The 14,572-nt window shown below is 70.3% G+C and carries 16 protein-coding genes and 1 tRNA gene; 6 read left to right on the top strand and 11 right to left on the bottom strand.

What is annotated here, in order from left to right:
• Positions 1–6 precede the first annotated feature (6 nt).
• From Q0Q23_RS07520 to Q0Q23_RS07510, 3 genes are all read right to left on the bottom strand, one after another.
• Positions 7–1,029 carry a restriction endonuclease gene (locus Q0Q23_RS07520; RefSeq protein ID WP_295121605.1) on the bottom strand — a complete coding sequence of 341 codons (1,023 nt, stop codon included), beginning with the start codon at positions 1,027–1,029 and terminating at the stop codon, positions 7–9.
• Positions 1,030–1,398: 369 nt separating this feature from the next.
• Positions 1,399–1,473 (bottom strand) — tRNA-Arg (locus Q0Q23_RS07515).
• A 53-nt stretch (positions 1,474–1,526) separates the two neighbouring features.
• Entirely contained in the window at positions 1,527–2,024 is a 498-nt protein-coding gene (locus tag Q0Q23_RS07510; protein WP_295121603.1) for an HNH endonuclease, read from the bottom strand.
• Between the two features lie 74 nt (positions 2,025–2,098).
• On the opposite strand from Q0Q23_RS07510, the gene Q0Q23_RS07505 reads away from it, so the two are divergent.
• Entirely contained in the window at positions 2,099–2,239 is a 141-nt protein-coding gene (locus Q0Q23_RS07505; protein WP_295121602.1) for a hypothetical protein, read from the top strand.
• Between the two features lie 172 nt (positions 2,240–2,411).
• Here the strand turns inward: Q0Q23_RS07505 and Q0Q23_RS07500 are convergent, their stop codons facing one another.
• The gene (locus Q0Q23_RS07500) at positions 2,412–3,341 is read right to left on the bottom strand and encodes a C40 family peptidase (protein WP_295121600.1); all 930 of its coding nucleotides are present in this window, start codon (positions 3,339–3,341) and stop codon (positions 2,412–2,414) included.
• A 223-nt stretch (positions 3,342–3,564) separates the two neighbouring features.
• On the bottom strand, positions 3,565–4,254 hold the full coding sequence (locus tag Q0Q23_RS07495; RefSeq protein ID WP_295121598.1) for a metal-dependent transcriptional regulator: 690 nt from the start codon (positions 4,252–4,254) through the stop codon (positions 3,565–3,567).
• Between the two features lie 129 nt (positions 4,255–4,383).
• On the opposite strand from Q0Q23_RS07495, the gene serC reads away from it, so the two are divergent.
• Positions 4,384–5,499: a phosphoserine transaminase gene (gene serC / locus Q0Q23_RS07490; protein WP_295121596.1), complete on the top strand. Its 1,116-nt coding sequence runs from the start codon at positions 4,384–4,386 to the stop codon at positions 5,497–5,499.
• 12 nt (positions 5,500–5,511) lie between these two features.
• Positions 5,512–5,757, top strand: coding sequence for a DUF2530 domain-containing protein (locus Q0Q23_RS07485; protein ID WP_295121594.1), 246 nt, complete (start codon positions 5,512–5,514; stop codon positions 5,755–5,757).
• Here Q0Q23_RS07485 and Q0Q23_RS07480 read toward each other — a convergent pair.
• On the bottom strand, positions 5,707–6,714 hold the full coding sequence (locus Q0Q23_RS07480) for a DUF3027 domain-containing protein (RefSeq protein ID WP_295121592.1): 1,008 nt from the start codon (positions 6,712–6,714) through the stop codon (positions 5,707–5,709). The two genes, Q0Q23_RS07485 and Q0Q23_RS07480, sit on opposite strands and share 51 nt — an antisense overlap.
• Positions 6,707–7,087 (bottom strand): cold-shock protein, encoded by a 381-nt coding sequence (locus Q0Q23_RS07475; protein WP_295121590.1) that lies wholly within the window; start codon positions 7,085–7,087, stop codon positions 6,707–6,709. Before Q0Q23_RS07475 ends, Q0Q23_RS07480 begins: the two co-directional genes overlap by 8 nt.
• Before the next feature lie 56 nt (positions 7,088–7,143).
• Between Q0Q23_RS07475 and Q0Q23_RS07470 the strand changes: the two genes are divergently transcribed.
• The 3 genes from Q0Q23_RS07470 to Q0Q23_RS07460 are packed head-to-tail and all read left to right on the top strand — an operon-like array spanning position 7,144 to position 11,110.
• Positions 7,144–7,470, top strand: coding sequence for a hypothetical protein (locus Q0Q23_RS07470; protein ID WP_295121588.1), 327 nt, complete (start codon positions 7,144–7,146; stop codon positions 7,468–7,470).
• Between the two features lie 22 nt (positions 7,471–7,492).
• Complete coding sequence (locus Q0Q23_RS07465; protein WP_295121585.1) at positions 7,493–9,460, top strand: helicase-associated domain-containing protein; 1,968 nt, start codon at positions 7,493–7,495, stop codon at positions 9,458–9,460.
• A 6-nt stretch (positions 9,461–9,466) separates the two neighbouring features.
• Positions 9,467–11,110: a DNA repair helicase XPB gene (locus Q0Q23_RS07460; protein WP_295121584.1), complete on the top strand. Its 1,644-nt coding sequence runs from the start codon at positions 9,467–9,469 to the stop codon at positions 11,108–11,110.
• 645 nt (positions 11,111–11,755) lie between these two features.
• On the opposite strand, the gene Q0Q23_RS07455 is transcribed toward Q0Q23_RS07460, so the two are convergent.
• From Q0Q23_RS07455 to Q0Q23_RS07440, 4 genes are all read right to left on the bottom strand, one after another.
• Complete coding sequence (locus Q0Q23_RS07455) at positions 11,756–12,628, bottom strand: aminoglycoside phosphotransferase family protein (protein ID WP_295121583.1); 873 nt, start codon at positions 12,626–12,628, stop codon at positions 11,756–11,758.
• Complete coding sequence (locus Q0Q23_RS07450) at positions 12,625–13,380, bottom strand: pyrimidine reductase family protein (protein ID WP_295121582.1); 756 nt, start codon at positions 13,378–13,380, stop codon at positions 12,625–12,627. The genes Q0Q23_RS07455 and Q0Q23_RS07450 overlap by 4 nt, the downstream gene beginning before the upstream one ends.
• Positions 13,373–14,269: a dihydropteroate synthase gene (gene folP, locus Q0Q23_RS07445; protein WP_295121691.1), complete on the bottom strand. Its 897-nt coding sequence runs from the start codon at positions 14,267–14,269 to the stop codon at positions 13,373–13,375. The genes Q0Q23_RS07450 and folP overlap by 8 nt, the downstream gene beginning before the upstream one ends.
• 31 nt (positions 14,270–14,300) lie before the next feature.
• On the bottom strand, positions 14,301–14,572 hold a 272-nt coding region (locus Q0Q23_RS07440), incomplete at its 5' end, for an oxidoreductase C-terminal domain-containing protein (RefSeq protein ID WP_295121581.1).

Raw genomic sequence — 14,572 nt, 5'->3', positions numbered from 1 at the left:
ATTCCTCTAGCCGATGGCAGGATCTTCGTCCACGACGAAAACGCGCCGGAGGGGGATTACCTCCCTCCACCGGCGAGGGAGGTCGTCGTAGTGCCGAAGGATCAAGTCGATGAATTCGTCTCCGGTCAGCAGCCTCAGCCTGGGATTGTTTCGCTCCTGGGCAATCGCATCAGACGTGTAGGTACCCAGCGAGACGAACAGCCCAGTTTCTGTGGCGCCGATTCGCCCCACGAGCTGCGCCACGACGGGTCCGCCGATACTCTTCGCGCTGTGCTTGCACTGGATCTTCACAATGGGCGGCTCGAGCCCGAACGGGTCGCGGTGTGCGATGACGTCCACACCGCCGTCCCCAGAGAACTGTGTCACGCGAGCCTCGTACCCAAGAGTCCGCATGATGTCACCAGTGAGCTCTTCGAACTCGCGCTCGCTGATACCCGTGAGAAGCCTCTTCGTGATGAAGTCCCGCGTGTACTGATCAATCCGGTCGGCATTGACAGCCTCATCTGCGCGTTCAGCCGCGACCTCGGGAGCCTGCTGCTCGGATGCAGTCGTCGACTCGAATTCCGCCTCCGAACGGGAGTCGAGGTACGCCCGGAACTCTTCAGCGTTCCTGCGTACCCGGAAGAGTGTGATGGCGCTGCCAATCTCGTTCAGTGCCGACAACGAGAAGACCGCCCTGCTGACGCCTGTCTTCAGCCACCGAACGGGTCGGCGGTGCCTGTGGAAGGAAGCTGACCGCTCGAAATAGTAGTCGCCGCTCACCACTCCGATGTTCACGGTTCGGTCGCTCTTATTGGGAGCGATGATCACGTCGCCTGCGGCCATGTCTAGTGAAAACGAGTAGAGCACACCCGCCTGGACTGGGTACGATCCCGGCTTCCTGCCTGGGTAGGCCTCGCGCAGCGCGATCTTGAGCGCCTCTCGGCCGTCGTACTCACGCAGATCCGTGAGCAAGTCCCAACCGATCGAAACGAAGCCGCCGCCGATCAAATCGATATCGGTGTCGTTGTGTATACCCCAAGTGGTCAAAGCTGCCTCCACCGTGAGTTTGGCAGAATTGGGAGAGTCTCGAAAACGCGTCAACCGCGACGGAAGCGTACTGCGCAGCCAACCCTGAGAAGTAAAGCCACGGCACCGATCAGAACCGAACCGCCGTACAGCTCGGCACTCCCCCGTCGGCCGCCTGAAAAGATGGCGCCGACGATCACGACGATCTCGATCGCCCAGAGCGGTCAAGTCCCTGCTAGTTGTGGCCGGCGATGACGCTTGCTCGAGCCGGTTGAGTCCGAGGATGGCGCGAGGCTCGGCCGGCCATATGTCGGCCAAAGTCAATCCGGGGCGGTGAGCGTCATCTAGAAGTCGAAGTTGCCACCTGGTCAACTAGTTTGATCCTTGCAATGGTGCCCCTGGAGGGACTCGAACCCCCAACCGTTTCCTTAGGACGGAACTGCTCTTCCATTGAGCTACAGAGGCTGGCCCGACAAGCCTACTAGAGGCCGCGTCGGCAACACGTCGGCCGCACGTCGTCAGGCGGCCACCCCCAGGTAGTCGCGCCACTCCTCTTGGCCGCCCTCGACGCCGCGCACCACCCACGAACTGTCGTGCGGGGCGCGCGGGGTGAGCTTGAGGGTCCAGCCCATCTCGGCGGGGGTCCGGTCGCCCTTGACGTTGTTGCAGCGCAGGCAGCAGGCGACGAGGTTCTCCCAGCTGTCGGCGCCTCCGCGGGAGCGCGGGAGGACATGGTCGATCGTGGTCGCCGTCTTGCCGCAGTAGCCGCAATGGTGGCCGTCCCGCCGCAGCACCCCGCGTCGGGAGACCGGCACCGCGCGGCCGTGCGGGATGCGCACGTAGCGGGTGAGCAGGATCACCGACGGGCGATCGTAACGGCCGGAGATGCTCCAGACGGGGTGATCCGCGTCGCTCGCGAGCACGGTCGCCTTCTGATTCATGACCAGCACGATCGCGCGCTTGAAGGAGACGACCGCGAGGGGCTCGTAGCCGGCGTTGAGGACCAGTGTCTTCATCTGCGACCTTTCGGGTGTGCGAGGCAAACAAAAAGGGCACTGTCCGAACGGACAGCGCCCTGGAAGACGGCGGCATGGTGGCGGCACACCACATGGTGGCGGTGGCAGGCCTCGACATGGTGGCGGCAGGCGAGGAAGTCGCGGCGCGGCTGCAGACGGCTCACGCGACGCTCCGCGTGGAGGCCGCGCTCGACCCCGGTGGCCACCTGCGGTGACCGCACTCGGGTCGACTCGGCCATCGGAAACTCCGATCTGCACGGCTGCCTGGCACTGCGCCAGGGCAACAGAGTAACGCAGAATCGGCGCGCCACCTATTCGTGGCACGCCGATCCGGACGCGCGACCCGCAGTGTTCACCGCGGGTTGGGGCACCGGAAACCCGCGCGGCTCAGATGCCCAGGCGGACGATGTAGAAGTCGCTGGTCCAGATCGGGCGGATCGAGATCGAGCGGCCGGAGTCCGGCGCATCCATGATGTTGCCGTTGCCCGCATAGAAGCCGTCGTGGCCCGGCATGATGACGATGTCGCCGGGCTGAGCATCCTGGATCGAGATGCGCTTGCCCATCGCGGCCTGACCCGACACCGAGTGCGGCAGGGAGATGCCGAACTGGGCGTACACGTACATGACGTAACCGGAGCAGTCGAAGCCGGCGGGCGACGCGCCTCCATAAACGTACGGGGTGCCGATGTACTGCTTCGCCACCGAGAAGACCTGCGACAGGCTGAAGCTCGGGTAGGGCGGGTTGGCGAGGAAGTCGGAGACGCTCGGGCCGCTGTAGGCGGCATAACTCGCGAACGAGACGGCCGCGCGCTGGCGGGCGGCCTCCGCAGCGGCGGCGGCCTTCTGCGCGTCGAGCTGCTGCTGGCTGGTCGCCGTGGCGGCATCGCGGCTGACAGCGGACTCGGCAACCCCGCCGCTCACCTCGACGGACTGCGCCTGCGCCTTCTTCATGCTGTCGGCCGCGCTCGGGCCGAACGCCGACGACTCCGCGCCGGCGGGATTGAACGCGAAAGCCGGGATCGACATCGTGGCGATGATCCCGGTCGCCACGGTCATGACGGCGACGTTGAGAGCCCAACCGCCCTTCCGCTTCTTCGCGGCCGGCTTGGACTGCTCGGTCGCGGCAGCGACGGAGGTCGACGGAGGGGTCTGGCGCTTCGGTGCACGCGGCGCCGAAGAGGAGGCCTTCACGGTGCGCAGCGACCGTCGCGAGACGAGATCGGGTGCCGTGGACCGGGTGGACGAGGTCGAGGGGGTGATGTCCGGGTCCTGAGGGGCCTGGTCCTGAGCAGGATCGGGCGTACCAGAGTGTGCCAAAGTGCATCCTCCTGCGCTCCGGCAGCACTAGGGAGCTGCCCCCGTCCGATGCGTTCGCTTTCGGCTTCACCGGCCGGGAGACGGGCTCAAGGGGGGTTTGGAGCGTCCCGGTCGGGGTCCTGATGGGCCGGCTTCTGGCCCGTTCGGACTCGTTAGAGACTACGGGACGACCCGCGATTTGTCACATTGTTTAATGCGCTTTTTAACAAATCGGTAACGGAGATCAAGCGTCGACGAAGATGTGCGCAGCGAGTTCGTTCGGCAGTTCCAGGCCGGTCTCGAAACCGTCGATCTGCACGGACACGTACGAACCGGCGGCAGAGAAAGTGCCGGTCGACCCGGGAAACACACCCGCTTGCTTCAGCTGCAGGAGCAGTTCGGGATCGACCTGCGCCGGTTCGCCGAGGCGACGGATCCTGGCAGTCACCTCGGAATCCCCGCCGCGGACGACGTCGACGAGGTTGACCAGGTTCGCGGTGGAGGCCGCATCGGGCGCCCCGAGCTCGCCGAGTCCGGGAATGGGATTGCCGTACGGCGACTCGGTGGGGTGGCCGAGCATCGTCAGCAGCTTGCGCTCCACCTGCTCGCTCATCACGTGCTCCCAGCGGCAGGCCTCCTCGTGCACGTACTCCCACTCGAGTTCGATGACGTCGCTGAGCAGCCGTTCGGCGAGACGGTGCTTGCGCATGACGTGCACCGCCTTGCGGCGGCCGTCGTCGGTGAGCTCGAGATGGCGGTCGCCCGAGACGACGACGAGACCGTCGCGCTCCATCCGACCGACCGTCTGCGAGACGGTCGGTCCGGAGTGCCCCAGCCGCTCGGAGATGCGTGCGCGCAGCGGGACGATGTTGTCCTCCTCCAGCTCCAGGATGGTGCGAAGGTACATCTCGGTCGTGTCGATCAGGTCGGTCATGAACCCCTCCACGTGCGGGCGCGCGAATCTCGCGTACGAGCCTACTTGCTGCAGGTGACGGCCCGGTGACGCCGCCCCGCACGACGGCGGCCGGCCACGTGAGGATTCAACAGCCAATACACTGCAGTTATGCCGGACGTGACGATCCCCACCGACCTCCTGCCCGCCGACGGACGATTCGGCTGCGGCCCGTCCAAGGTCCGCCCCGAGCAGGTGGCCTACCTCGCCGGCCCCGGCGCCGAGCTGCTCGGCACCTCCCACCGGCAAGCTCCGGTGAAGAACCTGGTGGGACGCGTCCGCTCCGGTCTGAGCGACCTCTTCCGGCTGCCCGACGGCTACGAGGTGGTCATCGGCAACGGCGGATCGACGGCGTTCTGGGACGCCGCGGCGTTCGGCCTCATCGAGAACCGCAGCGAGAACCTCGTGTTCGGCGAGTTCGGCGGCAAGTTCGCCAAGGCGGCGAAGACGCCGTGGCTGCAGGCGCCCCGGGTCATCGAGGCGCCCGCCGGCTCCCGCGCCGAGGCCGAGGTGGAGGCCGGCGTCGACCTCTACGCCTGGCCCCACAACGAGACCTCCACCGGCGTCATGGCTCCCGTTCGGCGCGTGAACGGCGACGCGGGCGCGCTCACCGTCATCGACGCGACGAGCGCCGCGGGCGGCGTCGACTTCGACGTGACGGAGACCGATGTCTACTACTTCGCGCCGCAGAAGAACTTCGCGTCCGACGGCGGCCTCTGGCTGGCCCTGTTCTCGCCGGCGGCGATCGAGCGCGTCGAGCGCATCGCCGCGAGCGACCGCTACATCCCCGAGTTCCTCAGCATCAAGAACGCGATCGACAACTCGCGTCTCGACCAGACGCTGAACACTCCGGCCGTGGCCACCCTCGTGCTGCTCGAGAACCAGATCGAGTGGATGAACTCCAACGGCGGTCTCGCCTGGGCCGACGCGCGCACCACGGAGTCGTCCGGCGCGCTCTACACCTGGGCGGAGAGCGTCGACTACGCGACGCCGTTCGTCGCCGACCCCGCGCACCGCTCGCAGGTCGTCGTCACCATCGACTTCGACGAGCAGATCGACGCCGCCGCCGTGGCCAAGACGCTGCGCGCCAACGGGATCGTCGACACCGAGCCGTACCGCAAGCTCGGCCGCAACCAGCTCCGCATCGCCACCTTCACCGCCATCGAGCCGGCGGACGTCCGCGCGCTCATCGGCTGCGTCGAGTACGTCGTCGAGCGTCTGGGCTGATCGGGGCCGACCGTGCGGCTGTGGCTGCGTGACGACGAGCGCCGACCCGATCCGGTCCCCGTTCCGACGGACGACCGGCGGGCGGTGCTCGTCGGCCTCGGCATCTGGGTGCTCGCGCTGATCCCGACGCTCATCTTCGCCGCGCCGATCACCGCCGCGGGAGGCGGCTGGTGGATCGGGACGGTGATCGTCGGGATCGCGCTCGGCCTACTCGGCTTCGCCTACCTCAGCATCAGCCGCGCCCGGCGTCACCGCTGAGGCGTCGCCCGCCCCGCCGTCGTCAGCCTGGGCGGCCTCGATCTCCGCGTCGGCGTCGTCGTCGCTGTCGTCACCATCGACCTCGTCTGCCGTGACCTCGTCCTCAGCCGTGACCTCGTCATCGGCCGCGACCTCGTCATCCGCCGCGACCTCGTCATCCGCCGCGACCTCGTCATCCGCCAGTGCCGCGGCCTCCTCCGAAGCCAGGTCGAGCTCCGAGTCGACATCGGTGTCCTCGTCGAAGGCGACGTCGACGGAGTCGATGTCGACGCCGTCGAGGTCGTCGTCGCCGTGGAGGTCGTGGATGTCGTGGTCGTCGTCGAGCTCCGCGGACTCGTCGTCCTCGTCGTCGTCATCGTCGTCGTATTCGTCGTCCGCGCCTTCGTCGTCGGAATCGACGTCGTCCTCACCGTCGCCCTCGGCGCCGGTCTCGTCGGCCTCGGCCGCGAGCGCCTCCTGGGCGGCCTGGTACTCGGCGAGACGCTCGGACCACGGCACCCAGTCGGGAGCGAGGAGCGCATCGTCGCCAGGCATCAGCTCGGCCTCCAGCACGGTCGGCTCGGCGTCGTCGTCGGCGCGGCCGACCGTGACGGTCCAGTGCCAGCCGGGGTAGCCGGCGAGCGTGGCGGCGAACAGCAGGGAGACGGCGCCGCCGGGCTCCACGACGTGCCCGAGCGGCTCGCCGATGGTGCTTTCGGGCGTGATCTCGAGCAGCGCCGAACGTGCGAGCGGCACGGCCGCGATGAGGTCGCTGAGGTCCTCCTCGGTGCGCGGCTCGCTCGCGCGTGCGTCGTCGTTCGCCTCGTCGCCGATCGCGTCGTCGCCCGTCGCGTCGTCGCCCGTCACATCGACGACGCCGGCGCTCACCGCTTCGCCGATCGCGGTCTCGGCATGCGCGTTGCCGTCGACGGTCTCTTCGCCGCCGAACGCTCCGTCCGTCGCGCGGTCGTCAGGCATCCAGGTCGTCCGCAACCCGGCGCAGCACCGCCGCGATCTTGGCGCCGTGCGCCTTGTCCGGGTACTTGCCACGGCGCAGGTTGGCGCCGATGCCGTCGAGGAGCTTCACGAGGTCTTCGACGATGATCGCCATGTCGTCTGCCGACTTGCGCTTCATCTTCACCAGGCTGGGCGGCGCCTCCAGCACGCGCACCGAGAGCGCCTGCGCGCCGCGCTTGCCGTCGGCGATGCCGAACTCGAGTCGCGATCCCGCCTTCACCACGGCACCAGCGGGCAGCGCCGAGGCGTGCAAGAAGACCTCCTGGCCGTCATCGGAGCTGATGAAGCCGAAGCCCTTCTCCTCGTCGTAGAACTTGACCTTGCCGGTAGGCATGGGAACCTCACTTCACATGGGGGATCGAATGACCAACCTCAATTATCCTTGATTTCGTGACCCAGCAGACCCCGCCACCCGTTTCGCGCGCTCAGCGGACCCTCTCGTACATCGCCGCGGCCCTCGTCGTGGTCTCCCTGGTCTGCATCGCGGCCGTGCTCATCGGCTCCGCGGTGGGCGGGATGCCGGAACAGGGCTCCGGCGAAGGGCTGTGGCCGGCCGTCTTCCTGTTCCCCTTGATCGCGTTCCCGATCGCCTTCGTGCTCATCATCGTGGTGATCGTCATCGCCGGGCGGCAGCGGAGCAGAGCGGCCAAAGCGGCGGCGGAGGCCACGGCCACGCCGCCCGCCACGCCGAAGACCGGGCCCAAGGGCCGACGCTGAGCCGGCTCGCCGGGCAGGCGCGATGACGACGACGCTCGCTCTGGCCGCGCGGCTCCGCGCGATGCCGGACGATGAGCTCGTCGCCGCAGTGCGCGCGCGCCCCGTGCGGCGATCGGGCGTCTCCGACTTCTTCGATCTCGCGGAGGCCCTGCTCGACCCGGAGGCCGTCCAGCGTGCGCTCGTCCCGCTCGACCGGCTGCAGCTCGCCGTGCTGGTCGTGCTCGGGCGCGCCGACGGCCCGCACACGCCGGCGTGGGTCGCCGAACAGCTGCGAGCTCACCCGGCGACGGCGGCCGCCGACCCCCGCGACGTGGACGGGGCCGTCCGTGCGCTCATCGCGCTGCTGCTCCTCCACCCGGTGAGCGCCGACCATGCGGTGAGCGCCGACGCAACGGCGGAGCCCGGTGCGTCCCCGAACTCCGGCACCCCGGCGAACCCCGGTGCGTCCCCGAACCACGGCACCCCGGCGAACCCCGGCACCCCGGCACCGGCGGTCGCACCGTACGACGCCGTCACCGCCGTGCTCCACGCCGGTGCCCGCAGCGGCCTCCCCCGCCCCGACGCCGTGCTCGACACTCCCCCTCCCGCCGTCCGGCCCGCGACGACCGACGCGTCGTCCGTCGACCGGCTGGCGGCCGAGCGGGCGTTCGAGGCGGTCGCGAGCGTCTCGGAGCTGCTCGCCGAGCTCGCCCGCGAGGGTGCGCGCGAGCTGCAGAAGGGCGGTCTCGCCCTCCCGGCCGCCAAGCGGCTCGCAGACGCGCTGGCGATCGAGCCCGCTGTCGTGCCGACCGTCCTCTCCGTCGCCGCCCGCGCCGGCCTGGCCGCCGTCGCCGACGGTGTGTGGCTGCCCACCGCCGAAGCCGCGGGCTGGCAGCACGCGACGACCGCCGACCGGTGGCGCGCGCTCGCGGCCGGCTGGCTCGACGCCCTGCCCGCCGACCTGACGGCCCTCTTCGGCTCGCGCACCCGCGCGCCCTGGGACGACAGCCTCGGCGCCCACGTCGCGTGGCTCTACCCGGCTTCCGCCTCCGACGCCCGGGGGCGCGTCGCCGAACGGGTCGACGAGGCCGAGCTGCTCGGGATCACCGGGCGCCGCGTGCCGAGCAGCGCGGGCGCGGCCCTGCTCGAAACCGGGCCGACCGCGGCCGCTGCCGCGATGGCGGCGCAGTTCCCCGCCGAGGTCTCGAAGGTCTACCTCCAGCACGACCTGACGGTGATCTCCCCCGGTCCGCTCGCCCCGGACGTCGAGTCTCGACTGCGGACGATGGCCGACCTGGAGAGCCGCGCACTGGCCTCGACGTTCCGGTTCTCGGCCGCCTCGGTCGACCGCGCGGTGACGTCCGGCGAGACGGCGGCGAGCATCCATGACTTCCTCGCGTCCGTCTCGCTCACCGGGGTGCCGCAGCCGCTCGACTACCTCATCTCCGAAGCGGTCGCACGTCACGGCCGGGTCCGGGTGCGGGCGGCGGCCGACGGGCACGGACTGGTGCACTCCGACGACACGACCCTGCTCGGCACCATCGCCGTCGACCAGGCGCTGTCGTCCCTGCGGCTGCAGCCCGTGGACGACTCGACGCTGTCGAGCCGGTTCCCCCGGGACGTCGTGTACTGGGCACTGAGCGACGCCCGCTATCCGGTAGTCGCCGAAGACGCCTCCGGAGCCGTGGTGACCCCGCAGCGCCGCACCGTCGCAGCCCGGCCGGCCGCGGAGGTACGAGACACCGCCGCCGAACTGGTCGCCCGACTGCGACTGGAGGACACCGCCGACGAGGACACCGGTGAGCAGTGGCTCGCCCGCCAGCTCGACCAGGCCGTGCGCGGGCGACAGACGGTCGTCGTCCAGGTGGCGATGCCCGACGGCCGGCTGGTCGACTATCTGCTCGAGCCGACGGGCATCGGCGGCGGCCGGCTCCGCGGCCGGGACCGTGCTGCGGACATCGAGCGGACCCTGCCCCTCTCCAGCGTCAAGGGTCTGCGCAGCGTAGACTGAGCGGTCATGTCCGATGGCCCCCTGATCGTCCAGAGCGACCGCACCGTCCTGCTCGAGGTCGCACACCCCGCGGCGGAGGACGCCCGCCACGACCTCGCCGTCTTCGCCGAGTTGGAGCGGGCGCCCGAGCACATCCACACCTATCGGATCACGCGCCTGGGGCTGTGGAACGCACGAGCCGCCGGGCACAGCGCCGAGGACATGCTCGGCACGCTGGAGAAGTATTCGAAGTTCCCCATCCCGCAGACGGTGTCGGTCGACGTCTCCGAGACGGTCGCGCGCTACGGCCGGCTGGTGATCGAACGCGACGACGACGGCACGCTGCTGCTGCGCTCGCACGACCGGCCGGTGCTGCTGGAGGTCGCGACCGCCAAGCGCATCGCCCCGCTGCTGGTGGAGCGCCGCGACGAGACGACCTTCACGGTGGAGGCCTGGGCACGCGGGCAGCTCAAGCAGGAGCTCGTGAAGCTCGGCTGGCCCGCAGAGGACCTCGCCGGCTACACCCCCGGCACACCGCACCCGATCGAGCTCGACGAGAGCGGCTGGGCGCTGCGCGACTACCAGCGCAAGGCGGTCTCCAACTTCTTCGACGGCGGCTCGGGGGTCGTCGTGCTGCCGTGCGGCGCGGGCAAGACCCTGGTGGGGGCCGGCGCGATGGCGACCGCGAAGACCACCACCCTCATCCTCGTCACCAACACGGTGTCGGCCCGGCAGTGGCGCGACGAACTGCTCAAGCGCACCTCCCTCACCGCCGAGGAGATCGGCGAATACTCCGGGCAGGTGAAGGAGGTCAAGCCGGTCACGATCGCGACATACCAGATCCTGACGGCCAAGCGGAAAGGCGAGTATGCCCATCTCGCGCTGCTCGACGCGCTGGACTGGGGCCTGGTCGTGTACGACGAGGTACATCTGCTTCCCGCGCCGGTGTTCAAGCTGACGGCGGAGCTGCAGGCGCGGCGCCGTCTGGGCCTCACGGCCACGCTGGTGCGCGAGGACGGCCGCGAGGGCGACGTCTTCAGCCTGATCGGCCCCAAGCGGTTCGACGCACCATGGAAGGAGATCGAGTCGCAGGGCTTCATCTCCCCCGCCGCGTGCTTCGAGGTGCGCATCGACCTCCCCGCGTCCGACCGGCTGAGCTATGCGGCGGCGGCCGACGACGAGCGGTACCGGCTGGCCGCCACAGCCCCGGCCAAGCTGGAGGTCGTGCAGCAGCTGGTCGAGCGGCACGCGGGCGAGCGCATCCTGGTGATCGGCCAATACCTGGACCAGATCGACGAACTCGCCGAAACCCTCGGCGCTCCACAGCTCACGGGCGCCACACCCGTGGACGAGCGGGAACGGCTGTTCCAGGAGTTCCGCGACGGGACGACACCGGTCCTGGTGGTCAGCAAGGTCGCGAACTTCTCGGTCGACCTCCCCGAGGCGACCGTGGCCATCCAGGTCTCCGGGTCGTACGGGTCGCGTCAGGAGGAGGCCCAGCGTCTCGGACGGCTGCTGCGGCCCAAGCAGTCGGGCCTGTCCGCGAACTTCTACACCCTGGTGTCACGCGACACCGTCGACCAGGACTTCGCGCAGAACCGTCAGCGTTTCCTGGCCGAGCAGGGCTACTCGTACACGATCCTCGACGCGCACACCCTGGCTGCCGCCTGACCGCTGCGGGCGCTTCGCGTGCTGCCGCCGAAGGGCGCCTCAAGGCCCCGAACCGGCCCGCCTACGGGCGCTTACGCGCCCCTCGCGCGCCCCTCGCGTGCCCCTCGCGTGCCCCTCACGCGCCTCACGTGCGAAGGGCGAGTCGATGCCCATAAATGGCCGTTTTAGGGGCGCTTACGCACCCCTCGCGCACCCTTCGCGCGCTGCGCGTGCGAAGGGCGAGTCGATGCCCTTAAGGAGCTCTCTTAGGGGCACTTGGGCGCCCCTCGCACGCCCTTCGCGCGCCTCTCGCGCGCACTCGCACGCCCTTCGCGCGCCCCTCGCGCACCTCATCTGCGAAGGGCGTGTCGATGCCCTTATGGTGCCCGCTTGGGGGCATTTAGGCGCCCCTCGCACGCCCTTCGCGCACCCCTCCGCACGCCTCATCTGCGAAGGGCGAGTCGATGCCCTTATGGCGCCCGCTTAGGGGCGTTTAGGCGCCCCTCGCGCGCCCCTCGCGCCCCTCGCGCTCCCCTCGCGCGCCCCTCGCGCCCCTCGCGCTCCCCTCGCGCGCCCCTCGCGCTCCCCTCGCACGCCCCTCGCGCGCCCCTCGCGCACCCCTCGCGCGCCCCTCGCACGCCCCTCGCACGCCCCTCGCGCGCCGCGCTACGCGCCGGGGTCGGCGGCGAGGCGCGCCAGGGTTCGGCGGGCGGGGAGGTCGTCCGGGGTGTCGCGCACGGTGATGAGCGCCTTCCAGAGCGCCCAGCCGCGAGCCCGTGCCCAGGTCGCCTCATCTAGCGCGACGGCGTCGCGGAACGCGGCGCGCGCCTCCCCGTCGAACATCGTCCACGCCGGCACCAGGTCGCAGGCGGGATCCCCGACGCCGGACGTTCCGAAGTCGATGACGGCCGACAATCGGCCGTCGCGCACCAGGAGGTTGCCGGGGGCCGCATCCCCGTGGAACCACACCGGGGGCGCCGCCCAGCGCGACTGCTCGGCCGACGCCCAGATGGCTTGCGCGAGCCGCGGGTCGAGGTCGCGCGCTCCCGCGGGCATCGCGGCGAGCGCCTCGTCGCGGTAGACGCCGGGCGGGTCGCCGCGGAAGAAGTTGTGCGCGCCGGGGAGCGAACCCCCGCGGGCATCGACCTCCCGCAGCGCGGTGAGGAACAGCCCCAGGTCTTCGGCCAGCCTCGGCTCGTCCACTGCGCCGGCCAGCGCCAGCGGCGTTCCGGGCAGCCAGCGGTACACCGACCACGGCAACGGGTACTCCGCATCGGGCTCGCCCTGGGCGACGGGCACCGGGATCGGCAACGGGAGGTGCGGCGCGAGGCGCGGGAGCCACTCGTGCTCCTTCGCCACCTGCTCGCGGTAGCCGGGCGCGCTCGGCAGCCGCACGCTCAGCTCGTCGCCGAGCCGGAACGTGTGGTTGTCCCAGCCGTCCAGCTCCACCGGCCGGATGGGCAGGGCGCGATACGCGGGGAACTGCCTGTCGACCAGCCGGCGGACGAGCGCGACGTCGATGACGAGGCGGTCGGTCATCCGCGCCTGACGTAGCGCAGCAGCAGGGTGTCGCCGGATCGGAGGACGTGGGCGAGCCGCATGCCGACCGGGAGGATCGGCGCGGCTCCGGCGGAGATGCGGGACGCGACCCCGGCCTCCAGCGTGGCGCCGATCGTCACGCAGAGCTCGTCCACGGCCCCGGCGGCGATCAGGTCGCCGAACAGGTGCGGGCCGCCCTCGCAGTGGATGCGGTTCAGGCCACGGGCGACCAGCACGTCCACCAGCCGGTGCGGCTCGACGCGCTCCTCGCCGCAGATCACGACGTCGGCCACCTCGGCGAGCGCCTCCCGGGTGTCCGCTCGAGAGAGCTGAGTCGTGACGATGATGGGCCGCTCCGGCGCGTCGCGGAAGATCGGGCTCGCCGGGTCGAGGTCGAGGCTCGCCGAGACGATGGCGAAGACGGGGTGAGCGGTCATGCCCTTCTCGCGCCGGGCGCGCTGCGACACCTCATCGACCCGCATCGCGCCGTAGCCTTCGGCCCGCACGGTACCCGCGCCCACGACCACGACGTCGCACAGGCGCCGCAGGATCTCGAAGACACGACGGTCCGCGTCGTCCGACAGCCCGCCGGAGAGCCCCTGGCGGGTGGCCGCACCGTCGATGCTGGAGACGAAGTTGACCCGCAGCCAGGTCGCGGCGGCGTCGGCGGCGTACAAGTCGGCGATCCGCTGGTCACCGATGCCCTCCTCCGCCGGGAGCGGGAAGAGCACGTCGATCGCGGCCTCAGGCATTCACATCCCCCATGTTGTGCTTGAGGTAGGCGGGCGAGCGGAGGCCGAGGATGGCCTCCGTCATGCGGGCCGCGGCGACCGATCCCGCGACGTCGTGCATGCGGATGATCCTCGCCCCGTTGACGATCGAGACCACGGCCGCGGCGAGCGAGCCGTCCCGACGCTCGGTGCGCGGCGCGTCGAGCGTTTCGCCGATGAAATCCTTGTTGGAGACCGCGGCGAGCGTGGGGTAACCGAGGTCGGCGATCTCGGACAGCCGGCGGGTCAACTCCAGCGACTGCAGGGTGTTCTTGTTGAGGTCGTGCCCGGGGTCGAGGATGATCCGCTCCTCCGGCACCCCTGCTGCCGCTGCCCGCTCGACCCGTTCGAGCAGGAAGGCCGCGACCTCCGCTGCGATGTCGTCGTACGAGGGTCGCGGATAGAAGGTGCGCGGACTCGCGAGACTGTGCGTGAGCACGAGGGTCGCGTCGCTGTCGGCGACCACGCGCGCCAGGTCGGGATCGCTGAGACCCGTCGTGTCGTTGATGACCGTCGCACCGGCTGCGATGGCGTCGCGCGCCACCGCCGCGTGGAACGTGTCGACCGAGATGACCACGTCGGAGCCCGCGCGCAGCCGCGTGACCACGGGCACCACACGGGCGGCCTCCTCGGCGGCCGGGATCGGGGCGCCGGGCGCGAACGGCGCGCCGCCGATGTCCACCCAGTCGGCGCCGGCCCGCACCGCGTCGAAACAGGCCGCGACGGCTGCATCGAGCGCGAAGGTGCGCCCCTGGTCGAAGAAGGAGTCCGGCGTTCGGTTCACCACCGCCATCACGGCGACCTGGCGGGAGAAGTCGAACGTGCGGGCGCCGATGGTTCGCACGGGGATGCGGAGGGGTGGGAGGTACATCGCGACGCCGGTTCCGGGATTCTCGAAGATCTCAGAGGGCGGCAAGGTCGACGCTCTCGTCGGCGAGCCGCTCGCGGTCGACGGGCTCCGTCGAACGGATGAGCCGCTGGAGCTGCTCCTGCACGTCCCAGACGTTCACGTTCATCCCGGCGACCACCCGCTCATCGCGCACCCAGAACGCGATGAACTCCCGCGCCTCCACGTCACCGCGGAACACCACGTCCGCTCCGCGCGCCAGCGGCGCATAGCCCGAATACTCCATGCCCAGATCGTATTGGTCGGAGTAGAAGTACGGGATGTCGT

This window comes from uncultured Leifsonia sp. (assembly GCF_945957465.1).
In the GTDB taxonomy this organism is placed as follows: Bacteria; Actinomycetota; Actinomycetes; order Actinomycetales; family Microbacteriaceae; genus Leifsonia.
Note: the sequence above shows the minus strand (reverse complement) of the source record. Positions and strands in the feature narration are given on the sequence as shown.

Bases quoted from the DNA above. Each gene is read 5' to 3' on its own strand.
- Q0Q23_RS07510 (WP_295121603.1), bottom strand. From the start codon at position 2,024: ATGAAGACACTGGTCCTCAACGCCGGCTACGAGCCCCTCGCGGTCGTC.
- Q0Q23_RS07505 (WP_295121602.1), top strand. From the start codon at position 2,099: ATGGTGGCGGCACACCACATGGTGGCGGTGGCAGGCCTCGACATGGTG.
- Q0Q23_RS07495 (WP_295121598.1), bottom strand. From the start codon at position 4,254: ATGACCGACCTGATCGACACGACCGAGATGTACCTTCGCACCATCCTG.
- serC (WP_295121596.1), top strand. From the start codon at position 4,384: ATGCCGGACGTGACGATCCCCACCGACCTCCTGCCCGCCGACGGACGA.
- Q0Q23_RS07480 (WP_295121592.1), bottom strand. From the start codon at position 6,714: ATGCCTGACGACCGCGCGACGGACGGAGCGTTCGGCGGCGAAGAGACC.
- Q0Q23_RS07475 (WP_295121590.1), bottom strand. From the start codon at position 7,087: ATGCCTACCGGCAAGGTCAAGTTCTACGACGAGGAGAAGGGCTTCGGC.
- Q0Q23_RS07465 (WP_295121585.1), top strand. From the start codon at position 7,493: ATGACGACGACGCTCGCTCTGGCCGCGCGGCTCCGCGCGATGCCGGAC.
- Q0Q23_RS07460 (WP_295121584.1), top strand. From the start codon at position 9,467: ATGTCCGATGGCCCCCTGATCGTCCAGAGCGACCGCACCGTCCTGCTC.
- Q0Q23_RS07455 (WP_295121583.1), bottom strand. From the start codon at position 12,628: ATGACCGACCGCCTCGTCATCGACGTCGCGCTCGTCCGCCGGCTGGTC.
- Q0Q23_RS07450 (WP_295121582.1), bottom strand. From the start codon at position 13,380: ATGCCTGAGGCCGCGATCGACGTGCTCTTCCCGCTCCCGGCGGAGGAG.
- folP (WP_295121691.1), bottom strand. From the start codon at position 14,269: ATGTACCTCCCACCCCTCCGCATCCCCGTGCGAACCATCGGCGCCCGC.